The sequence below is a fragment of the Sorangium sp. So ce1153 genome, assembly GCF_051521595.1.
In the GTDB taxonomy this organism is placed as follows: Bacteria; Myxococcota_A; Polyangia; order Polyangiales; family Polyangiaceae; genus Sorangium.
This window is the reverse complement of the sequence record NZ_CP150361.1, coordinates 462634-479426: the sequence shown is the minus strand read 5'-3', so window position 1 is coordinate 479426 and position 16793 is coordinate 462634. Positions and strand designations below refer to the sequence as shown.

Genomic DNA, 16793 nt, shown 5'->3' with positions numbered 1-16793 from the left:
CTCAGCAATCGGCGAGCGCGCCCAGGTAGTCGCGCACGCCCGTATGTTCCAGCAGCCTGCCGTACGTCGGCAGCTCCGCGACCTGACCACCGGCCACGAACAGGAAGCGCTCGCAGTGGTCACGCATGATGTCGATGTGAAACGGCTCGCAGGGGTGGACGCACAGCATGACCACGCGGCCGCTCGCGCGGAGCTGCTTGAAGAAGCTCAGCATGAAGCCGATGTAACCGTCTTGCGTGCTGAACTGCGGTTCGTCGAAGATGTGCACCAGCGGGTAGTCGGACGCCGCCGGCTGCAGCATGAAGCTGGGCTTGGTCCTCTTGACCGAGCGCACCTGATACGACTGGTGATAGTGAATCACCATGCGGTCACGCTCGCGGTACTTCACCGTTTGAATGTCGCGCCCGCCGCACAGGACTTGCCCGCTGGTCGGCACGTTGCTGCCCGATAGCATCTCGAACAAGGTCGTCTTGCCGGCGCCGTTCGGCCCCATCACGCCCACGATCTCCGGCTCTTCGATCCTGAACGAACCGCTGAGGCTGAACGTCTGCTTCCTGGCGATCAAGCCGCGCGAGTACGTCTTCTTGAGGTTCCGCGCCTCGAGAATCGGCATCGTCATGACAGCTCTCCCAGCAGGCGTTCGTCCTGCCGCAACGCGTTGGCCGGCCCGTGGTACACGACGCGGCCGCTGCGGATGACGTACGCGCGGTCGCACACCGCGAGCACACTTCGCACGTTCTGTTCCACCACCAGCACGCTGATGCCCTCGTCGCGCAGGCGCGCGATGGTCTTCATGACGTCCTGCACCAGCTTGGGCGCGAGGCCTTGCGACGGCTCGTCCAGCAGCATGAGGCCGGGACCGCCCAGCAGCGCGCGGCCGATGGCGACCATCTGCATCTCGCCGCCGGAGAGGTTCTCGCTGTCGCGCTCGAGCAGGTACTCCAGCGCAGGAAACAGGCCGAACACCTCCTTCTCGCTCCAGCTGCGAAACGCCGTCTTCTTCTTGCCCAGCTGAAGGTTGGTCTTCACCTTCAGCGCGGGGAAGATGCGGCGATCATCCGGCACCCAGCCGATGCCGGCGCAGGCGATGTCGCTCGTGGCCGCGCGCGTGATCTCGCTGCCGCCGAAGCGGATGGCCCCGCGGCGAGCCGGCGTGAGGCCGAGGATGGAGCGCAAGACGGTCGTCTTGCCGGCGCCGTTGGGTCCCAGGAGCGCCACGGCCTCGCCCTTGCCGACGCTCAGATCGACGCCGAACAGCGCCTGAGTCTCGCCGTAGAAGGTCTCGATACCCTGGATCTCAAGCATCGGCCGGCGCTCCCAGCTTCGCCCGGCGCACCCACGGGTCCGAACGCAGCTCGTCCGGCGTGCCCTGCGCGATCACCTGGCCCCAGTGGATCACCGACACGCGATCGGCCAGACGGAACAAGAAGTCCATGTCGTGCTCGATCATGACGATGGTGAAGCGGCGCTTGAGCGTGAGGATCAGCTCCAGCAGCCGGTCGCGCGCTCCGGCGCCCATGCCTTGCGTCGGCTCGTCCAAGAAGAGCACGCGCGGCTCCGCCGCGAGCGCCACGGCGATCTCGAGCGCGCGGCGCTGGCCGTAGGAGAGGTTGATCGATTTGCTGTCCAGGTGCTCACCGAGCCCCACCTGCTCGACGATGCGGTTCGCCTTGTCCATGGCGGCGGAGTCGGCGGCGACGCTCTTGAACGGGTTCATGCCGGAGCGGCGCATCTCCGGCACGGCGAACAGCACGTTCTCCAGCACCGTGAACTCGTCGAACAAGCTCATGATCTGGAACGAGCGCGCCACGCCCTTCTGCGCGATCTGCCGCGGCGACAGGCCGGTGATGTCCTGTCCATCCAGCAGCACCTGCCCGCGATCCGGCCGAAAATGACCGGTGAGCACGTTGAAGCAGGTCGACTTGCCGGCGCCGTTCGGGCCCATGATGCCCGACAGCTGACCCTGTTCGAACGACAGCGTGATGTCCTCCAAGACCACCCGGTCGCCGAAGCGCTTGCTCAGGTGTCTGGCCTCAAACAGAGCCATTTTGAGCCTCCGTGGGTAGCCGCTTGGGTCCTGCCGCGCGAGCTCGGCCGGAGAGCTTGGCGCGGTGATGCTGGAGCGCGCCGGCGATGCCTTCAGGCTGGAACAACACCACCGCCATGAAGAGCAGGCCGTACCAGAGCAGCCAGGTTTCGGTCGCTGCTCCGAGCAGGTCGCGCGCGACGATGAACACCAGCGCGCCCAGCACCGGCCCCCAGAAGCTCACGGTGCCGCCGCCGATCAGCACCGTCATGACGATGAAGCCGGAGCTGTGCACGCTCATCACGTCCGGATAGGCGCTCTCCTGGGACACGGCCAAGAGCGCGCCGGCCAGCCCAGCGAACGCGCCGGACAGCGCGATCACGGCCCACTTCGTGAGCCACACGTTGTAACCGACGAAGCGCGCGCGAGACTCGTTCATGCGGATGGCCTGCAGCGCCTTGCCGAACGGCGAGTGCACCACGCGCCACAGCACCACGATCGCGAGCACCAAGATGGCCAGCACCACGTAGTAGAGCGAGACGTTGTCCTTCAGCTCGAGCCCAGCCAGCGCCGGCCGGCGAATGTTGAGCAAGCCGTCTTCCCCACCCGTGATCGAGTGCGCCTTCATGGCCACGAACCAGAACACCTGCCCGCAGGCGATGGTGAGCAGAGCAAAGTAGATGCCGCGCCGGTGCGCCACGAGCGCCCCGACCAGCGCAGCGCCGAGGCCGCCCGCGACCGCGCCGAGCGTCAGGCATATCAGCGGGTCTTGAGACCAGTTCAGGTAACACAGGCCGTAGGCGTAGGAGCCGACACCCAGGAACGCGCCATGGCCGAACGCGGGCAAGCCCGTGTAGCCCATGAGCAAGTTGTAGCCGAGCGCGTACAGCATCCAGATCGCGACCTCGATGCCGAGGTAGTGATAGAGCCCGACGTGCTCGGCCCAGAGCGGGAAGCTCGCCATCAAGGCCAGCGTGATCAGCATGGGCCTCGTGACCCAGGCTTGCCCGCGAGCATGGCTGCCTCTGGCGGTGATGGGTGTGTAAAGCGACATCGATCAGGCCTCGAGCGCGCTCTTCTTACCCATCAGCCCGCGCGCGCGGACGCTGAGCACCAGGATGAGCAAGAGGTACATGGACATGACCGACCACTCGGCGGCGTATCCACCGGTGATGCCGACCGTGATGCCGACGAGCAGTCCGGCGAGCACGGCGCCCCAGAAGCTGCCGACGCCGCCCAGCACGATGATGAGAAACGACGGAATGACCGCATCGACGCCCACGTGCGGGCGCAGGCCCCAGATCGGCGTCAGTATGATGCCCGCCAGCGCCGCCAGACCGGCGCCCATGGCGAACACGAACAGCCGGAGTCGAGTGATGTTGATGCCGAGCGCGCGCACCATCTCGGCGTCGTGCGCGCCGGCCTTCACGCGGGCTCCGTAGGGCGTCTTCTCCAGGAACAGCCACACCAGCGCCATCAGCACGACGCCCAGAAAGGCGGCGAAAAACCGATACTTGGAATATATGAGCTCACCGGCCATGAACGCGCCGTTCACGGCCTCCGGCACCGGCAGGTTCTTCTCGCCCGGGCCCCACACGATGCGAATGCCTTCTTCGAGCACCAGGGAGGCGCCGAAGGTGAGCAAGAGGCCGTACTCGGCCTTCCTGCCGTAGGTGCGACGGACGCAGCGCTCCAGGCCCATGCCCACGACGCCGATCACCAGCGGCGCCACGATCAACGCCATCACGTACCTGAGCGCCAGCGGCAGCTCCAGATACGCGCTGCCCGCCTCGCCCATGAACCCGGGATTGATGATCTCCACCGCCACGTAGGCGCCGAGCGCGAACAGCGAGCCGTGCGCCAGGTTGATCACCTCCATGACGCCGACGATGAGCATGAAGCCGAGCGCCAGCAGCCCGAACAGAACGCCGAGCGCGATGCCGTTGATCAGGTGGGGCAGCACGGATCAGGGCTCGTAGACGGGCGTCGACTCGAGCGGCTCCAGCTTGCACTTGGCGTCCGCGTCCTTGTCGACGACCTGGCTGGGGTCGGTGTGGCTGAGGATCTTGAACAGCTCGTCGGGGTTCTGCGAATCGAGGTTGGCGGTGGCCAGGTAGATGGTCTGCTGCAGCTGGTGCGTCGCCGGGTTCATGTAGGCGTCGTGGTGCTGCATCCGGTCTTTGGCCGGAATCTTCAGGCCTTCCAGCTCCTTGATCACCGCGTGGTTCTTGGTGGTCCTGGCGCGCTCGACCGCCTCCAGCAGCGAGCGGGTCGCCCAGTAGCCGTTGTAGAACACGTTGCCCGGCGTCTTGATCTTGGAGTCGGCGTTGGCCTTCGCGTACCTGGCGCTGAACTCCTTGACCCCGGGCAAGTCGAGCCCCTGGTACCACGTGGTGCCGAACACGCCGAAAAGGTCCGTGCGCGGCAAGCCGTAGATGTCCGGCCAGTCCTGCTGGTTGTTGATCCAGGCGTACTTGTCGCCCAGCTTCATCTGCGCGACTTGCGCGCGCAGGGCCTTCAGGTCGTCGCCACCGACGGCAGCGGCGATGACGTTCGGCGCCTTCTGCTGCACTTTGAGCAGGATGGCGCTGAAGTCACGCGTGCCTTGCGGCACCAAGATCTCGTCGATGATCTCGCCGCCGTTCTCCGTGACCACCTTCTTGGTGGCCTTGGCGGTGTCGTGACCCCACACGTAGTCGTTGGTGAGCAAGAGCCACTTCTTGCCGAACGTCTCGATCGCGCCCTTGGTGGAGGCCTGGGTGAAGTTGCTGCCGTTGGCGTCCCACACGAACTTCACGCGGTGGCAGTTCTCGCCGGCTTCCGTGGCGGAGCTGCTGTTCGAGTTGAGGTAGATGACGCCGTACTTCTGCGCCACCTGCGAGATGGCGTTGGCCACGCCGGAGCTGACGCCACCGACGATGAAGGCGACCTTGTCCTGCTTGATCATGCGCTCGGCGATGCGCGACCCCGTGGCCGGCGTCGTCTCGGTATCCATGTGCACCCATTTCACGGGCCGACCGAGCACGCCGCCCCTGGCGTTGGCCTCTTCTATGGCCATGATGACGCCGCGCTTGTCAGAGTCGCCGCTGTTGGCGTACTGGCCGCTGGCGTCCGCCGTGATGCCGATCAGGATCGGCGGCTTGCCTGATTCCGCTTGCGAGGACGAGGCGCCCGCGACGCCAGCCTTCTTGTCGCACGCTGCGGCGAGCATGCACAGCGCGCCCACCGCCGCCAGGCTCAGGGTGCGAGAGGTCATTTCTTGAGCTCGACGCCGTTTTGCTTGCAATGGGAGGCGACCATGTGTCCGACCAGCCCGTCCGAGAAACCGGAGTTGAGCGCGGACACGAGCGAGTTGAGCACCGCCGGCCCCATCGGCGCCGTGAGCGGGACGTCCGCCACCATGCGGCTATAGTAACGGAGATCTTTGGCGGCGTTGGCGAGCGTGAAGTTGAGCCCGCTGAAGTCGCCGCTCTCCAGGATTTTCGGCACGATCAGCTGGAAGATGCCGCTGTTGGCGCCTCCGCCGCTCACCACCTTGGCGAACTTGCCGAGGTCGACGCCCGTGGCCGCGCACGCGCACAGCGCCTCCGCGATCAGCGCCGCGTGCCCCATCGTGAGGAGGTTGTAGATGAGCTTGGTGCGGGCGCCGGAGCCGACGCCGCCCATGTAGAAGATGTTCTCGCAGAACGCTTCCAGCACCGGCCGCACCTCACCGAACGTCTGCTCATCGGCGCCGACCATGGTATTCAGCTTGCCCGCTTCGGCGTCCTTGGGGCTGCGCGCCAGCGGTGCGTCGGCGTAGGAAGCGCCGAGCGCCGCCAGGTCCTTCGCGACGCGCTCGCTCATGGCCGGCTCGCTCGTGGAGCAGTCGAGCAAGATCATGCCTTTCTTGAACGCACCCCAAATTCCGTTGTCTCCGTACACGACCTGCTCGACCTGCGGAGCGCCGGTCACGCACAGGATGACGACGTCGGAGGCCTCGGCGATGGCGCGCGGCGTCTTGGCTTCGCTCGCGCCTTGGGCGAGCAGGTCTTCAATCGGCTTGCGATTTCTGTGAGCCATCACGGTGACGGGGAAGCCCTTGGCCAGGAGGTTCTTGGCCATGCCGTGCCCCATCAAACCCACCCCGATGAACCCGATCTTCTTCGCCATGATGAACTCCTGCAGGGCGCCGATCGCTGGACCTTCGCCTCCACGCGCTCTGATTTGCTCTCGCCAGCGGCTCTGGCTCAGGGATTTCCTGCGTAGAATATTTGTTCTATTTTGTCAACCGATAGAATACGGCTCTGGAGCGGTTTTCAGCTGCGTCTGGTACAACCCGAGCTTGCCCGCAGAGCTCGTGGCACAGGATCTGCTCGGGGCGCCAGCACGGCCCCTAGAGTCTCGACCTGCGCCGGCGAATCATCGATGCCCACGCCGACGGCGAGGGGAGCATCCGGGAGCTGGCCAAGCGCTTCGCCGTCGCTCCGGACGCCGTGCAGTAGAATTTTTGTTTCACACCGCGCAGTAGAATTTTTGTTTCAAATTCTGGCTCTTCGTGTGAACTCGGGGCGAATGATCTGGGCAAGCTGAGCCGAGGACACATCCGACGCGACGAATTCGGGCTCAGAGGGGCGATGGCGAGCCGCTGTTCGGAGCGGCGATCCCGGCCACATGAAGGACATGAAAGGCGCGCTGACCCATCGACTCGAGACGGTCACAGATGTTCGCAAAGAATCATTCTTTCGCGCGGGAACAGAGATGCGGGACATAGGAATGGGGACACGCTGGTTGGTTCTGCGTGCCTGGGAGCGCTGCACACGAGCTCGAGCGGGTCGAGGATGCGTTCCCGGAGCTCCTCCACCGCGGGACGGCCGGTTGGCTGGAGCGTGCGCGGCCTGCGAGCGCGTCCTCGAGCGCTGGGGCATGGCGGAGGGCTCGCGCTCGGCGCCGGCGGCGCGGGCTCGCCCTGCCGAGGCTTGTCTCATCCACCCGGAGGCAATCCATCCCCATGTCAGAACGCAAGCTCTTCTACCCGGAACGATTCAAGACCGCCTCGCGGTACTACACCACCGGCCGCCCCACCTATCCGAAGCTCCTCGGCCGCCGCGTGGCCGAGCTGGTCGGGGTCAACCGGGACGCCAGCGTGCTCGATCTCGGGACCGGCCCGGGCTTCCTCGCGATCGACTTCGCGTCGCACGCCGGCTCGGTGACCGCCGTCGATCCGTCGCCCGAGATGCTCGCGGCGGCCCGGGACAACGCCGCGCGCGCGGGCGCCTCGATCCGCTTCGTGCAGGGCAGCTCGTACGAGCTCGGGCCGCACCTCGGCCGCTTCAAGCTCGCGACCATCGGCCGCGCCTTCCACTGGATGGACCGCGTCGAGACCCTCCGGTCGCTGGACGCGCTGCTCGAGCGGGCGGCGCGGTGGCGCTGTTCGGGGAGACGTACCCGGAGGTCCCCGCGAACGCGTGGCACAAGGAGTTCCAGGCCCTCATCGACAAGTACTCGACCGAGGACCCGGCGCGGCCGCAGATCCGCGAGTCCGCGAAGAACGAGGCCGTGCTGCTCGACTCCGCGTTCAGCCACCTCGAGCGCATCTCCGTGCTCGAGCCGCGCGAGACCCCCGTGGAGCGCTTCGTCGACCGCGCCCTTTCCTTCGCGGCCACCTGGCACGGCCGGCCCGGGTCGCGCGAGGAGGACCTGGCCGTCGAGGTCCGCAAGGCCATCGCGAAGCACGCCGGCGCGGACGGCGCCGTCCGCGAGGTCCTCGAGGGGCACGCGCTCGTCGCCCGCCGCCCGCGCGAGGCGCTGGCCGACTGACCCGCGGAGCTCGGACCGGGCGGTGTCACCGCCGCGCGCCGGGCGAACCGGGTTGTCGCGGGAAAGCCCGGGCCGTAGAGAGGCCTCGATGCTTCCTTCCGGTCCCGCGGGCCGCCTCCTCCGCGCCGGCGCTGCCGCCGCCGTGGCCCTGGCGCCGGCCGGCTGCGTCTTCTACACGCGGCTGACGCCCTACGTGCCGACCCCCACGGCCGCCGACATCTCCGGCGGGCTCTCGGACGGCGAGCTGCGGGTCCATGCGATCACGAGCTCCCGGGCGGTCACCTCGGTGATCCAGCAAGCCTTCCGCGGGCCGCGCTTCGCCTACTCCGAGGAGGTCATCGCCGACAACTCGGCGCAGCGCGATCCCCGGCGCGACCTCTGCGCGCTGCTCGAGCGCTCGAAGGCCGAGCTGCTGCTCGTCGCCCTGGACGAGCTGACGTTCGCCCGCGGCGCGCCGGAGCGGAAGTGCCTCCGCCACGAGACCGTGCCGAGCCGGAAGGAGTTTCCGGAGGATCCGCTGGTCAGCGTGTGCGTCGAGCACGAGGATCTCGACAGGTACGAGGCGCGCCGGGCCAGGTACGGCGAGCTGACGTCGGTCGTCCAGCTGGTCACGCCCGCGCTCTGCGAAGGGCCGCCCGCCCTGCGGGGGGCGCCGCCCTCGCTCTCCGGCACGCCCGAGCGCGTCCGGGAGCAGATCGAGGAGCTGCTGCCGCGCGCGGAGGTCGTCGGGGCGCGGGGCGAGCGCGCCTCGGTGCGGCTGAGCCGCGGCGCCCCGCCGGCCGCGGGCGACGAGGCCCGGGTCCTCGCGCGCGAGGGCCACGACACCAGGACCGGCGTGGTCATGGACGTGGCCGGCGATCGCGCCGAGGTCCACGGCCTCTGGCCCGATCGCCCGTTCAAGCCAGGCGAGAGCGTCGTCTTCGGGGGCCCGCTCTGGGGCGTCGCGATCGCCCCGGAGGCCAGGGTGTCCGTGGGCAACGCCGTCTCGGCGGGCCTCGCCTTCGAGGTGTACCGCGTACACCACGGGCCGCTCCTCGGCGGCGGCCTCCATGGAGTCGCGGGGACGACCGGCTCGGCCGGCGCCGGCGGCTTCGGCGGCCACCTCTTCGCGGGCTACGTGCTCTGGCCCGTCCCGACGCGGCTCGGCCTGTACCTGCGCGTCGACGGCGGCGTGGGCTCCGCGAGGGCGGGCGGCGACGCCGAGACGTTCGGCTCCGTGGGCCTCGCCGCGGGCGCAAAATGGCGCGCGCCGTCCATCGTCGTCCTCGACGCCTCGGGCGGCTACGATCTCGGCCCCTCCGTCACGCTCTCCACCGAGGACCCGGAGCGCTCAGCCCCGTTCGCCTGGCGAGGCCCCGCCGCGCGGCTGACCGTGGCGCTCGACCTCTAGAGCGACAAACGGTTTGAAACCGCGAGAAAAAGCAGAAATTTCACAGGGAGGCGGGGAGGCGGGGAGCGAGAGACGGCAAGAGGGAGAAATTCATTTTTTCTTCCTCCCCACCTCCCCGCCTCCCTGTGAAATTTCTCCGGGTTTCAACGTGATCGATGTTCTCGCCGTCTGCGAGCGCTGGCGACCTGTGAAGCTACGTCGGAATCCCGTCATAATGTAAGCTCGTTCGCGATCGGCCCGTCGCCTTACAGCAAATGCGGGCAGCGCCTGGATGGGATTGCAGCTGCCCCGAACAGCCGCGCTCCTGGCAGCGGCTAGACTGGACGCCGAGATGGGCAGGTGAGCCCAGGCCAACCCGCGAATCGGCGCCATGAACGAGCACCCCTGGACGCGCGAGACACGAGACCTCGGTCCACCCATGGAGTGGCGCTTCTCGTTCGATCTCCAGGCCAGCCCCGAGGAGCTCTGGCCGATCCTCATCGACACCGACCGGCTCGATCGCGCCATGGGGCTCCCGCTCATCGCCTACTCGGAGCGAGACGGCGTGCTCCGGGGCGCGTCGAGCGCCCTCGGCTATTCCTTCCAGTGGACGGAGCCGCCGTGGGCGTGGGTCGCCGAGCGGGAGATGAGGGCCCTGCGCGTCTACGACAACGGGGTAGCGACGCACCTCTCCACCGCCTTCTCCCTCGCGCCGCGCAGCGCCGGGGGCACCCGGGTCGAGATCCACCTCGCGTGGTACCTGCGGAGCCCGCTCTCCCGGCCTCTCTTCGCCCTCGGCGAGCGCCCCCTCCGGGAAGCGTACCGGCGGGCCCTCGCGCGCCTCGACCAGCAGATCGCGGAGGATCGACCCCACCACCAGCTCCTCGCGGAGGCCCCGCCGGCGCTCGGCCGCGAGGTCAAGCAGCGCCTTGCCTCCCTGCGCGAGGCGCTCCGCCAGGACGGCGTGCGGGAGGCGGTCGCCGACGCCCTCCTCCGCCACGTCGAGCGCGCGGACGACACGGAGCTCCGGCGCATCCGCGTGCTGCCCCTGGCCCGGCGGTGGCGCATCGACGAGCGCGAGCTCACCGTCGCCTGCCTTCACGCGACCCGCGCCGGGCTGCTCCACCTCGGCTGGGACCTCATCTGCCCCCATTGCCGCGGCGTCCGGCAGCGGGCGCGCGTCCTCGGGGAGGTGCCGCCCCGGGCCTCGTGCGCGGCGTGCGCCGTCGAGTTCCCGACCGACGCGCCCCAGGCGATCGAGGTGACCTTCCAGGTGAACCCCTCGATCCGGCGCGTCGAGCCGCGGGTGCACTGCCTCGCCGAGGCGTCCACCAAGGAGCATATCAAGGTCCAGCAGCCGCTCGACCCAGGCGAGCGCCGCGCCGTCGCGACGCGCCTCGCGCCGGGGCGCTACCGCGTGCGGGTCATCGGGGAGCCGCGCCATCGGTTCCTCGACGTCGACCCGCGGTCGCCCGTCCAGGAGGTCACGCTGCGCACCGGCGACAGGGGAGCTGCCGTGGCGGGGCCCTCGCCGATCATCACGCTCGTCAACGAAGCAAAGGAGCGGCGCACGCTGGTCGTCGAGGACGTGCGGTGGGTCGACGACGCGCTCCGCCCGGCCGCGCTCTTCGGCCTCCAGGAGTTCCGCGACCTCTTCGCCTTCGAATACCTCGCCTCCAACGTCCAGATCCAGGTGGGAGAGCAGACGATCCTGTTCTCGGATATCGTCGGCTCGACGCGGTATTACGAGCGCCACGGGGACGCGCGGGCCTTCGCCGCCGTGAAGCGCCATTTCCACGAGGTCCACGCGGCGGTGCGGTCGAGCCGCGGGGTGGTCGTGAAGACGATGGGCGACGCCGTCATGGCGGCGTTCCGCGATCCGGGCGACGCCCTGCGCGCGGCCATCGCGCTCCAGGAGCTGTTTCACCCGGATCGCGACGACAGCGGGCTCCGCCTCCGGCTCAGCCTCAACATGGGATCGTGCCTCGCGGTGAACCTCGACAAGGGGATCGACTACTTCGGTCGCACCGTGAACCTGGCCGCGAAGCTCCAGGGGTTCGCGTCGGCGGGGCAGATCGTGTTCCCCGCCTCGCTCCGGGACGACCCGCGGGCGAGGCGCGCGCTGGAAGCGCAGAAGGCCGCGGCGCAGGAGCTCACGCTGGACCTCCCGTTCCTGGACGAGCCGCTCGACGTGTGCCGGCTCGACCTGCACCGCGACGAGGTGGCCCCCTCGATCCGGCCGCGAGCGCCGCGGTCCCGCCGGGCGGGGCTCCACTGAGCCGCGCCCGGCCGTGAGCGCCCGCCGGCGACGCGCGTCACCCGTCGTCGGGCAGGTACAGCTTCACGTCGTCGAAATCGGCGGTGCCCTCGTAATAGTTGATGTGCGGATCGCCGAAGAAGAAGTGATCCGGGTAGGCCGACCCCGCCGGCCACGTCTCGAAGGTCTCGCCGAAGCTCACCGTCTCGTTGTGGCCCGGCGGCGCGTACTCCTCGGGGCGCTGGTTGTAATGCCACGTCACCGGCGGCTCGCGGAACCCCCTCCGCGCCGCGTAGGTCGTGCGGCCGCCGTGGTGGAACCTGCCCGACGCGGACATCGCGTAGCCCGCGCCGTCGCGCTCGACGGTGAACACGTACGCTTCCCCGTCGAGGTGCTTGTCCGTGAAGACGGGGCCTTCTTTCCACCCGCCGGGCGTGTACGACGTGAACTCGTTGCCGGTCCAGGCGGTCCCGAACGCCTCGCCGCTGAGCCAGAGCATGCTCACGTACCGTGAGCCGTCCTGCTCGGCCTGTCCGGTGAAGGGGTTCCAGACCGACGACCAAGGGCCCGTGTCGCCGAAGTTGTTGTCGGTGTCCATCACCACCTTGCGGTGATGGTGGATGAAGACGTTGTTGTGAGGCGCCGGCCGCGCGTAATCGGTGATGCAGAGAAAGTAAACACCGTTACCGAAGACGGCGGACAGCGGCTTCGTGCTCCTGTCGCTGAACCGCCACGGGTCGGCCAGCTCGTCGCCGTCATACCCGTTGACCTTGCCCCCGTGCTTCCAGCTGCCCTGTCGCTGGCCGCCGAAGGCGATGTTCGAGACGGTCACCTCGACGCGGTACCGCGCCGGCAGGGGCGCGGTGGAGCGGAGGATCGCGCCGTCGTGGTGGCGCGTGGAGACGAGCCTCGCCTTGCCGCCCGCCGACTCGAACCGGCCGCCGGTCTCGGGGACGCCGTCGCGGTCGCTGTCGCGGCCGTACAGCTCGACCGTGAGCCAGCCCCCCTCGCCGTACGTGAAGGACTTGCGGAAGGAGCGGAACCTCCGCAGCCCCTCGCGGAACACCTCGCCGCCTCGCGCGGAGAAGAACGCGCCGTCCTCGTCGAAGGCATCGACGTGGTAGGGGCTCCCGTCGCCATAGGCGTCCTCGGTCCACGCCGCGGGCTCCTGGAACGGGGCGTCGAAGGTCTCGTGGTGCGCGAGCCGCCACCGCGGGCTCTCGGCCCGCGCGGGCGGCTGCGGGGCGCCGCCCCGGGGAACGGACGCCTCGCGCGTCGCTCCCGTGTCGCGCGCCTCTCCCGTGTCGGGCGTCTCTCCCGTGTCGCGCGCTTCCCGCGCCGGCGCGCGGGCGCAGGCCGACAGCGAGAGCGCGATCAGGGCGAGCAGCCGGGTCATGCGTGGTGCGCGCGAGAGGGGGGCGGGCGGCGCCGCCGTCGGCTCAGCGGTTCGGCTGCGGGGTGAGGCGCAGGTACGGGCGGACGGCGTTGTAGCCCTTCGGGAACTTCTGCGCGAGGACCTCGGGGTCCTGGAGCGAGGGGACGATCACGACGTCATCGCCCTCCTTCCAGTTGGCCGGCGTCGCCACGGAGTGGCTGTCCGTGAGCTGGAGCGAGTCGATGATGCGCAGGAGCTCATCGAAGTTGCGCCCGGTGCTCGCCGGGTACGTGATCGTCGCGCGGACCTTCTTGTTCGGGTCGATGATGAACACCGAGCGCACCGTGAGCGTGTCGTTCGCCTGCGGGTGGATCATGTTGTAAAGGTTCGAGACCTTCCGGTCCACGTCGGCCAGGATCGGATAGTTCAGCTTGGTGCGCTGCGTCTCCTCGATATCCACGGTCCAGCGCTTGTGCGACTCGACGTCATCGACGCTGAGGGCGATGGGCTTGACGCCGCGCTTGTCGAACTCCGCCTTGAGGTTCGCGACAGCGCCGAGCTCGGTCGTGCAGACCGGGGTGAAGTCCTTCGGGTGCGAGAAGAGGATCACCCAGGAACTCCCCGCCCACTCGTGGAACCGGATGGTCCCGTGCGTGGACTCTTGCTCGAAATCAGGCGCGATGCTTCCGAGTTGCAGGCTCATGTCATTCCCTCCTGGCCGCGGCCATGTGTCCGCTATGGCGGAGGAATGTCCGTCAAGCCGCTCAGCGTGTCAAGCCGTCGCTGCGCTCTTTCGCGCGCGCCGGAGCCGCGCCGCTGGCCGGTCCGGCGGCGGCGGGGGCAGGCGGCCCTCCGGGCTCGATCGTGACGCGCGCCGGGCGGGCCGCGGTGGCGGTACGATTCCGCTGGATTGACGGCCGGGCGACCCTTCGCTGCCGCGCGAGGAGAAGAGACCCTTTCCTTGGCTCCGCGGCCGGGCGAGCCTGCGCGCAGCTGCACTTGAGGAGCAAGAGAACGATGGACGTCCAACGAATCGAGGTCGCTGCCGCGAGGGGCGCGCGCGAGCTCTCCACGCTGCCTGGGCCGCCGAAGCTGCCGCTCGTCGGCAACCTCCTCGAGGTCCGGCCGACCACGGTGCACCTCACGCTGGAGCGGTGGAGCCGCGAGTACGGAGATCTCTATAGGTTCTGGATGGGCCCCAGGGCGTTCCTCGTCGTCAGCAACGCCGAGCTCGTCCAGCGCGTCCTCCGCGAGCGACCGGCGGTGTTCGGGCGCTGGAGCCCGATGCGGGACGTCTTTGTCGAGATGGGCATCCACGGCATCTTCGCCGCCGAGGGGGAGTCGTGGGCCCGGCAGCGGCGGCTGATCATGAGCGCGTTCAGCCCGGGGCAGCTGCGCGCCTGCCACGGCGCGATCGCGACGATCACCCGCCGGCTGCGGGACCGCTGGCGCGCGTCGACCGCGCGCGGGGAGCCGGTCGACGTGCGGCGCGACCTGACCCGTTACACGGTCGACGTCACGAGCGCCGTGGCGTTCGGGCGGGATCTGAACCTGGTGGATCGCGGCGCCGACGCGCTGGTCCACCAGCTGGACGAGATCTTCACGATGATCCACCGCCGCGTCCTCGCGCCGTTTCCTTACTGGCGGTACGTCAAGCTCCCTGCCGACAGGTCGCTCGATCGGGCGCTCGCGGAGGTGAGCGATCGGATGCTGGAGCTCATCCGGGCGACGCGCGCGGCGCTCGACCGGGATCCGGCGCGGGCCGCGGCGCCGCGCACGCTGCTCGAGGCGATGCTCGCCGCGCGCGACGCGGAGAACCCCGCGGCGCGGCTGTCGGACCTGGAGGTGCACAGCAACGTGCTGACGCTGATGCTCGCCGGCGAGGACACGACGGCCGACACGATGGCCTGGACGCTCCACTTCATGGCCCAGCGGCCCGACGTGCAGGCGCAGATGCGCGCCGAGACCGACGCCGAGCTCGGCGACGCGGACCTGCCCGCGACCCCGGAGCAAGCCCAGGGGCTGAGGTACATCGGGGCCGTGACCCAGGAGACGCTCCGCCTGAGGTCGGCCGCGCCGGTGCTGTTCGCCGAGGCGGGCGTGGACACGGAGCTCGGGCCGGTGCGGGTCCCGGCGGGGACGCGGCTGATCCTCCTGGGGCGTCAGGTCGGCCTGAAGGCGGAGAGCTTCCACGACCCGACCACGTTCGCGCCCGAGCGCTGGCTCGGCCAGGGGCCGGCGAAGGCGGGCAAGCACGACCCGCGCGCCTCGCTCGCCTTCGGCAGCGGCCCGCGGGTCTGTCCCGGGCGCGCGCTCTCGATGGTCGAGAGCGCGATGGTGGGTGCCATGGTCGCGCGAGAGTTCGACGTGTCGCTGGTCGATCCGAGGAAGCCGGTGCACGAGCTGATGGGCTTCACGATGAGGCCCGAGGGGCTCTCCGTCCGGTTCGCGGCGCGCCGACGCTGACCGGCGCGCGGCTCACAGCGCGCCCACCGGCGCGCGGCTCACAGCGCGCCCACCGGCGCGCGGCTCACAGCGCGCCCACCGGCGCGCGGCTCACAGCGCGCCCACCGGCGCGCGGCTCACAGCGCGCCGACCTCGCGGCGGAGGCCTTCCCAGGGGATCTCCCGCGGCGGCGCGCGGCGTCGCTCGCCGGGCTCGCTCGCCTGCGCGGGGCTCGAGCACTCCCCGTGCTCCAGCAGGTGCAGGGCCTCCGCGAGGCACGTCTCGCCCGCGTCGCCCAGCTCGGTGTTGAGCGTGTCGTCGGCGGCGCAATCCGGGGTGAAGCCCTCGTAGTAATCCCCCTCTTCCTTCGCGTTGAGCACCCGGAACGAGATCGGGTTGATGATCTTGCCGCAGTAATCCCAGCCGTGCATGCCGACGGGCTTGCCGTGCGTGGTCGAGCCGACGAGCTTGACGTCCATGTACGGGCGCAGGCTGTTGATCAGCGTCTCGCTGGCGGAGGCCGTGCCGCTGGCGGTGATGACGACCAGCCGGGACAGCGGGAGCGCTGGCTGGTCGAGCTCCTCGAACGAGGCGCGCTTGTCCCAGTCGCCGTGCCTGTCGTTGTGCGCGGTGATGTCGAGCAGGGCGCCGCTCGCCGCGGGCTTGTGGATGAGGCTCGCGAGGTGCCTCTCGACGGCGAGGCGCCCACCCCCGTTGTAGCGCAGGTCGAGGACGAGCTCGCTCACCTGGCTCTCCCTGAACGCCGCGAAGGCGCGATCGAGCTCCTCGGCGGAAGGCTCGATGAAGGTGGTGAGCATCAGGTAACCGACCTTCGCGGAGCCGGCCTGCACGACGCGCTGGTTGAGCACCGTGGTGACGGCATACCACGCCTTCTGGACAGCGATCGTGGACGCCTCCTCGCCCGCGCGCTCGATCTTCAGCGACATCTCGACGCCTTCCTCGTCGGGGCCCGACACCTCGTCCCAGAGGTCGTCGCGCGCGACCTGCTCGACGTCGATATCGTTGATGGCGAGCACCCTGTCGCCCCGCCGGAGGCCCGCCGCCCCCGCGGGCGAGGCGGGGTGGACCAGCGCGAGCCGGAGGCTGCCCTCCTGGTCGTAGCTCCACCGGAAGCCGAGCCCGAGGGTCTGCCCCTCCTGGAAGTAAGCGTCGTAGTCGCTCTGGCTCGAGATGTAGCTCCAGCGATCGCGCGGCTTGTCGATGAGATCCTCGAGCAGGTCCTCGGGTGAGGGGTACGCCTGGTAGTCGAGCTCCGGCACGAGGTCGTACCAGAGATAGACGTCCTTCATCAGCCTGAAGAGGTGCTCGTTCTGCCCCGCCGTCGAGCAGTCCTCGGCCAGCTGGTCCGTGTCGGACGGGGCGCAGCCCGCCGCGACGGAGGCCGCGAGCGCGAGGGCACAGGGGGAGAGGACCGCGACGCGCTTCGAAGCGACCATGCCCCTCAGCTCACCACGAAACGGAAAGGGCGAGCAACGCCGATCTGGAGACGGGCTCGTGCTTG

The 16793-nt window shown here is 69.3% G+C and carries 14 protein-coding genes and 1 pseudogene; 5 read left to right on the top strand and 10 right to left on the bottom strand.

The features are described 5' to 3' along the window. Position 1 precedes the first annotated feature (1 nt). The 7 genes from WME85_RS01710 to WME85_RS01680 form a co-directional block, all read right to left on the bottom strand. On the bottom strand, positions 2–619 hold the full coding sequence (locus tag WME85_RS01710) for an ATP-binding cassette domain-containing protein (RefSeq protein ID WP_437834699.1): 618 nt from the start codon (positions 617–619) through the stop codon (positions 2–4). Further along, positions 616–1305: an ABC transporter ATP-binding protein gene (locus tag WME85_RS01705; RefSeq protein ID WP_437834697.1), complete on the bottom strand. Its 690-nt coding sequence runs from the start codon at positions 1303–1305 to the stop codon at positions 616–618. Before WME85_RS01705 ends, WME85_RS01710 begins: the two co-directional genes overlap by 4 nt. Next, positions 1298–2047, bottom strand: coding sequence for an ABC transporter ATP-binding protein (locus WME85_RS01700; protein WP_437834695.1), 750 nt, complete (start codon positions 2045–2047; stop codon positions 1298–1300). The genes WME85_RS01705 and WME85_RS01700 overlap by 8 nt, the downstream gene beginning before the upstream one ends. After that, complete coding sequence (locus WME85_RS01695) at positions 2034–3011, bottom strand: branched-chain amino acid ABC transporter permease (protein ID WP_437834693.1); 978 nt, start codon at positions 3009–3011, stop codon at positions 2034–2036. The genes WME85_RS01700 and WME85_RS01695 overlap by 14 nt, the downstream gene beginning before the upstream one ends. Before the next feature lie 72 nt (positions 3012–3083). Next, positions 3084–3989, bottom strand: a complete 906-nt coding sequence (locus tag WME85_RS01690; protein ID WP_437834691.1) for a branched-chain amino acid ABC transporter permease — start codon at positions 3987–3989, stop codon at positions 3084–3086. Between the two features lie 3 nt (positions 3990–3992). Continuing rightward, entirely contained in the window at positions 3993–5252 is a 1260-nt protein-coding gene (locus tag WME85_RS01685) for an ABC transporter substrate-binding protein (RefSeq protein WP_437834689.1), read from the bottom strand. 26 nt (positions 5253–5278) lie between these two features. Further along, positions 5279–6178: an NAD(P)-dependent oxidoreductase gene (locus tag WME85_RS01680; RefSeq protein WP_437834687.1), complete on the bottom strand. Its 900-nt coding sequence runs from the start codon at positions 6176–6178 to the stop codon at positions 5279–5281. A gap of 838 nt (positions 6179–7016) precedes the next feature. Between WME85_RS01680 and WME85_RS01675 the strand changes: the two are divergent. The 4 genes and pseudogenes from WME85_RS01675 to WME85_RS01660 form a co-directional block, all read left to right on the top strand. Next, positions 7017–7358, top strand: a pseudogene (locus tag WME85_RS01675) (class I SAM-dependent methyltransferase); the annotation flags it as partial. Between the two features lie 71 nt (positions 7359–7429). Next, a complete protein-coding gene (locus tag WME85_RS01670) occupies positions 7430–7825 on the top strand; it encodes a hypothetical protein (RefSeq protein ID WP_437842645.1) in 396 nt (131 codons plus the stop codon). Positions 7826–7913: 88 nt separating this feature from the next. Continuing rightward, entirely contained in the window at positions 7914–9215 is a 1302-nt protein-coding gene (locus WME85_RS01665) for a hypothetical protein (protein WP_437842642.1), read from the top strand. A gap of 370 nt (positions 9216–9585) precedes the next feature. After that, positions 9586–11472 carry a DUF5939 domain-containing protein gene (locus WME85_RS01660; RefSeq protein ID WP_437834685.1) on the top strand — a complete coding sequence of 629 codons (1887 nt, stop codon included), beginning with the start codon at positions 9586–9588 and terminating at the stop codon, positions 11470–11472. Positions 11473–11509: 37 nt separating this feature from the next. On the opposite strand, the gene WME85_RS01655 is transcribed toward WME85_RS01660, so the two are convergent. Both WME85_RS01655 and WME85_RS01650 read right to left on the bottom strand, forming a co-directional pair. After that, positions 11510–12847: a hypothetical protein gene (locus WME85_RS01655; protein ID WP_437834683.1), complete on the bottom strand. Its 1338-nt coding sequence runs from the start codon at positions 12845–12847 to the stop codon at positions 11510–11512. Positions 12848–12890: 43 nt separating this feature from the next. Beyond that, positions 12891–13529: a peroxiredoxin gene (locus WME85_RS01650; RefSeq protein ID WP_437834680.1), complete on the bottom strand. Its 639-nt coding sequence runs from the start codon at positions 13527–13529 to the stop codon at positions 12891–12893. Positions 13530–13843: 314 nt separating this feature from the next. Between WME85_RS01650 and WME85_RS01645 the strand changes: the two genes are divergently transcribed. Further along, positions 13844–15292: a cytochrome P450 gene (locus WME85_RS01645; RefSeq protein ID WP_437834677.1), complete on the top strand. Its 1449-nt coding sequence runs from the start codon at positions 13844–13846 to the stop codon at positions 15290–15292. A 116-nt stretch (positions 15293–15408) separates the two neighbouring features. Here WME85_RS01645 and WME85_RS01640 read toward each other — a convergent pair whose 3' ends face one another. Beyond that, positions 15409–16728 carry a S41 family peptidase gene (locus WME85_RS01640; RefSeq protein WP_437834674.1) on the bottom strand — a complete coding sequence of 440 codons (1320 nt, stop codon included), beginning with the start codon at positions 16726–16728 and terminating at the stop codon, positions 15409–15411. Positions 16729–16793 lie beyond the last annotated feature (65 nt).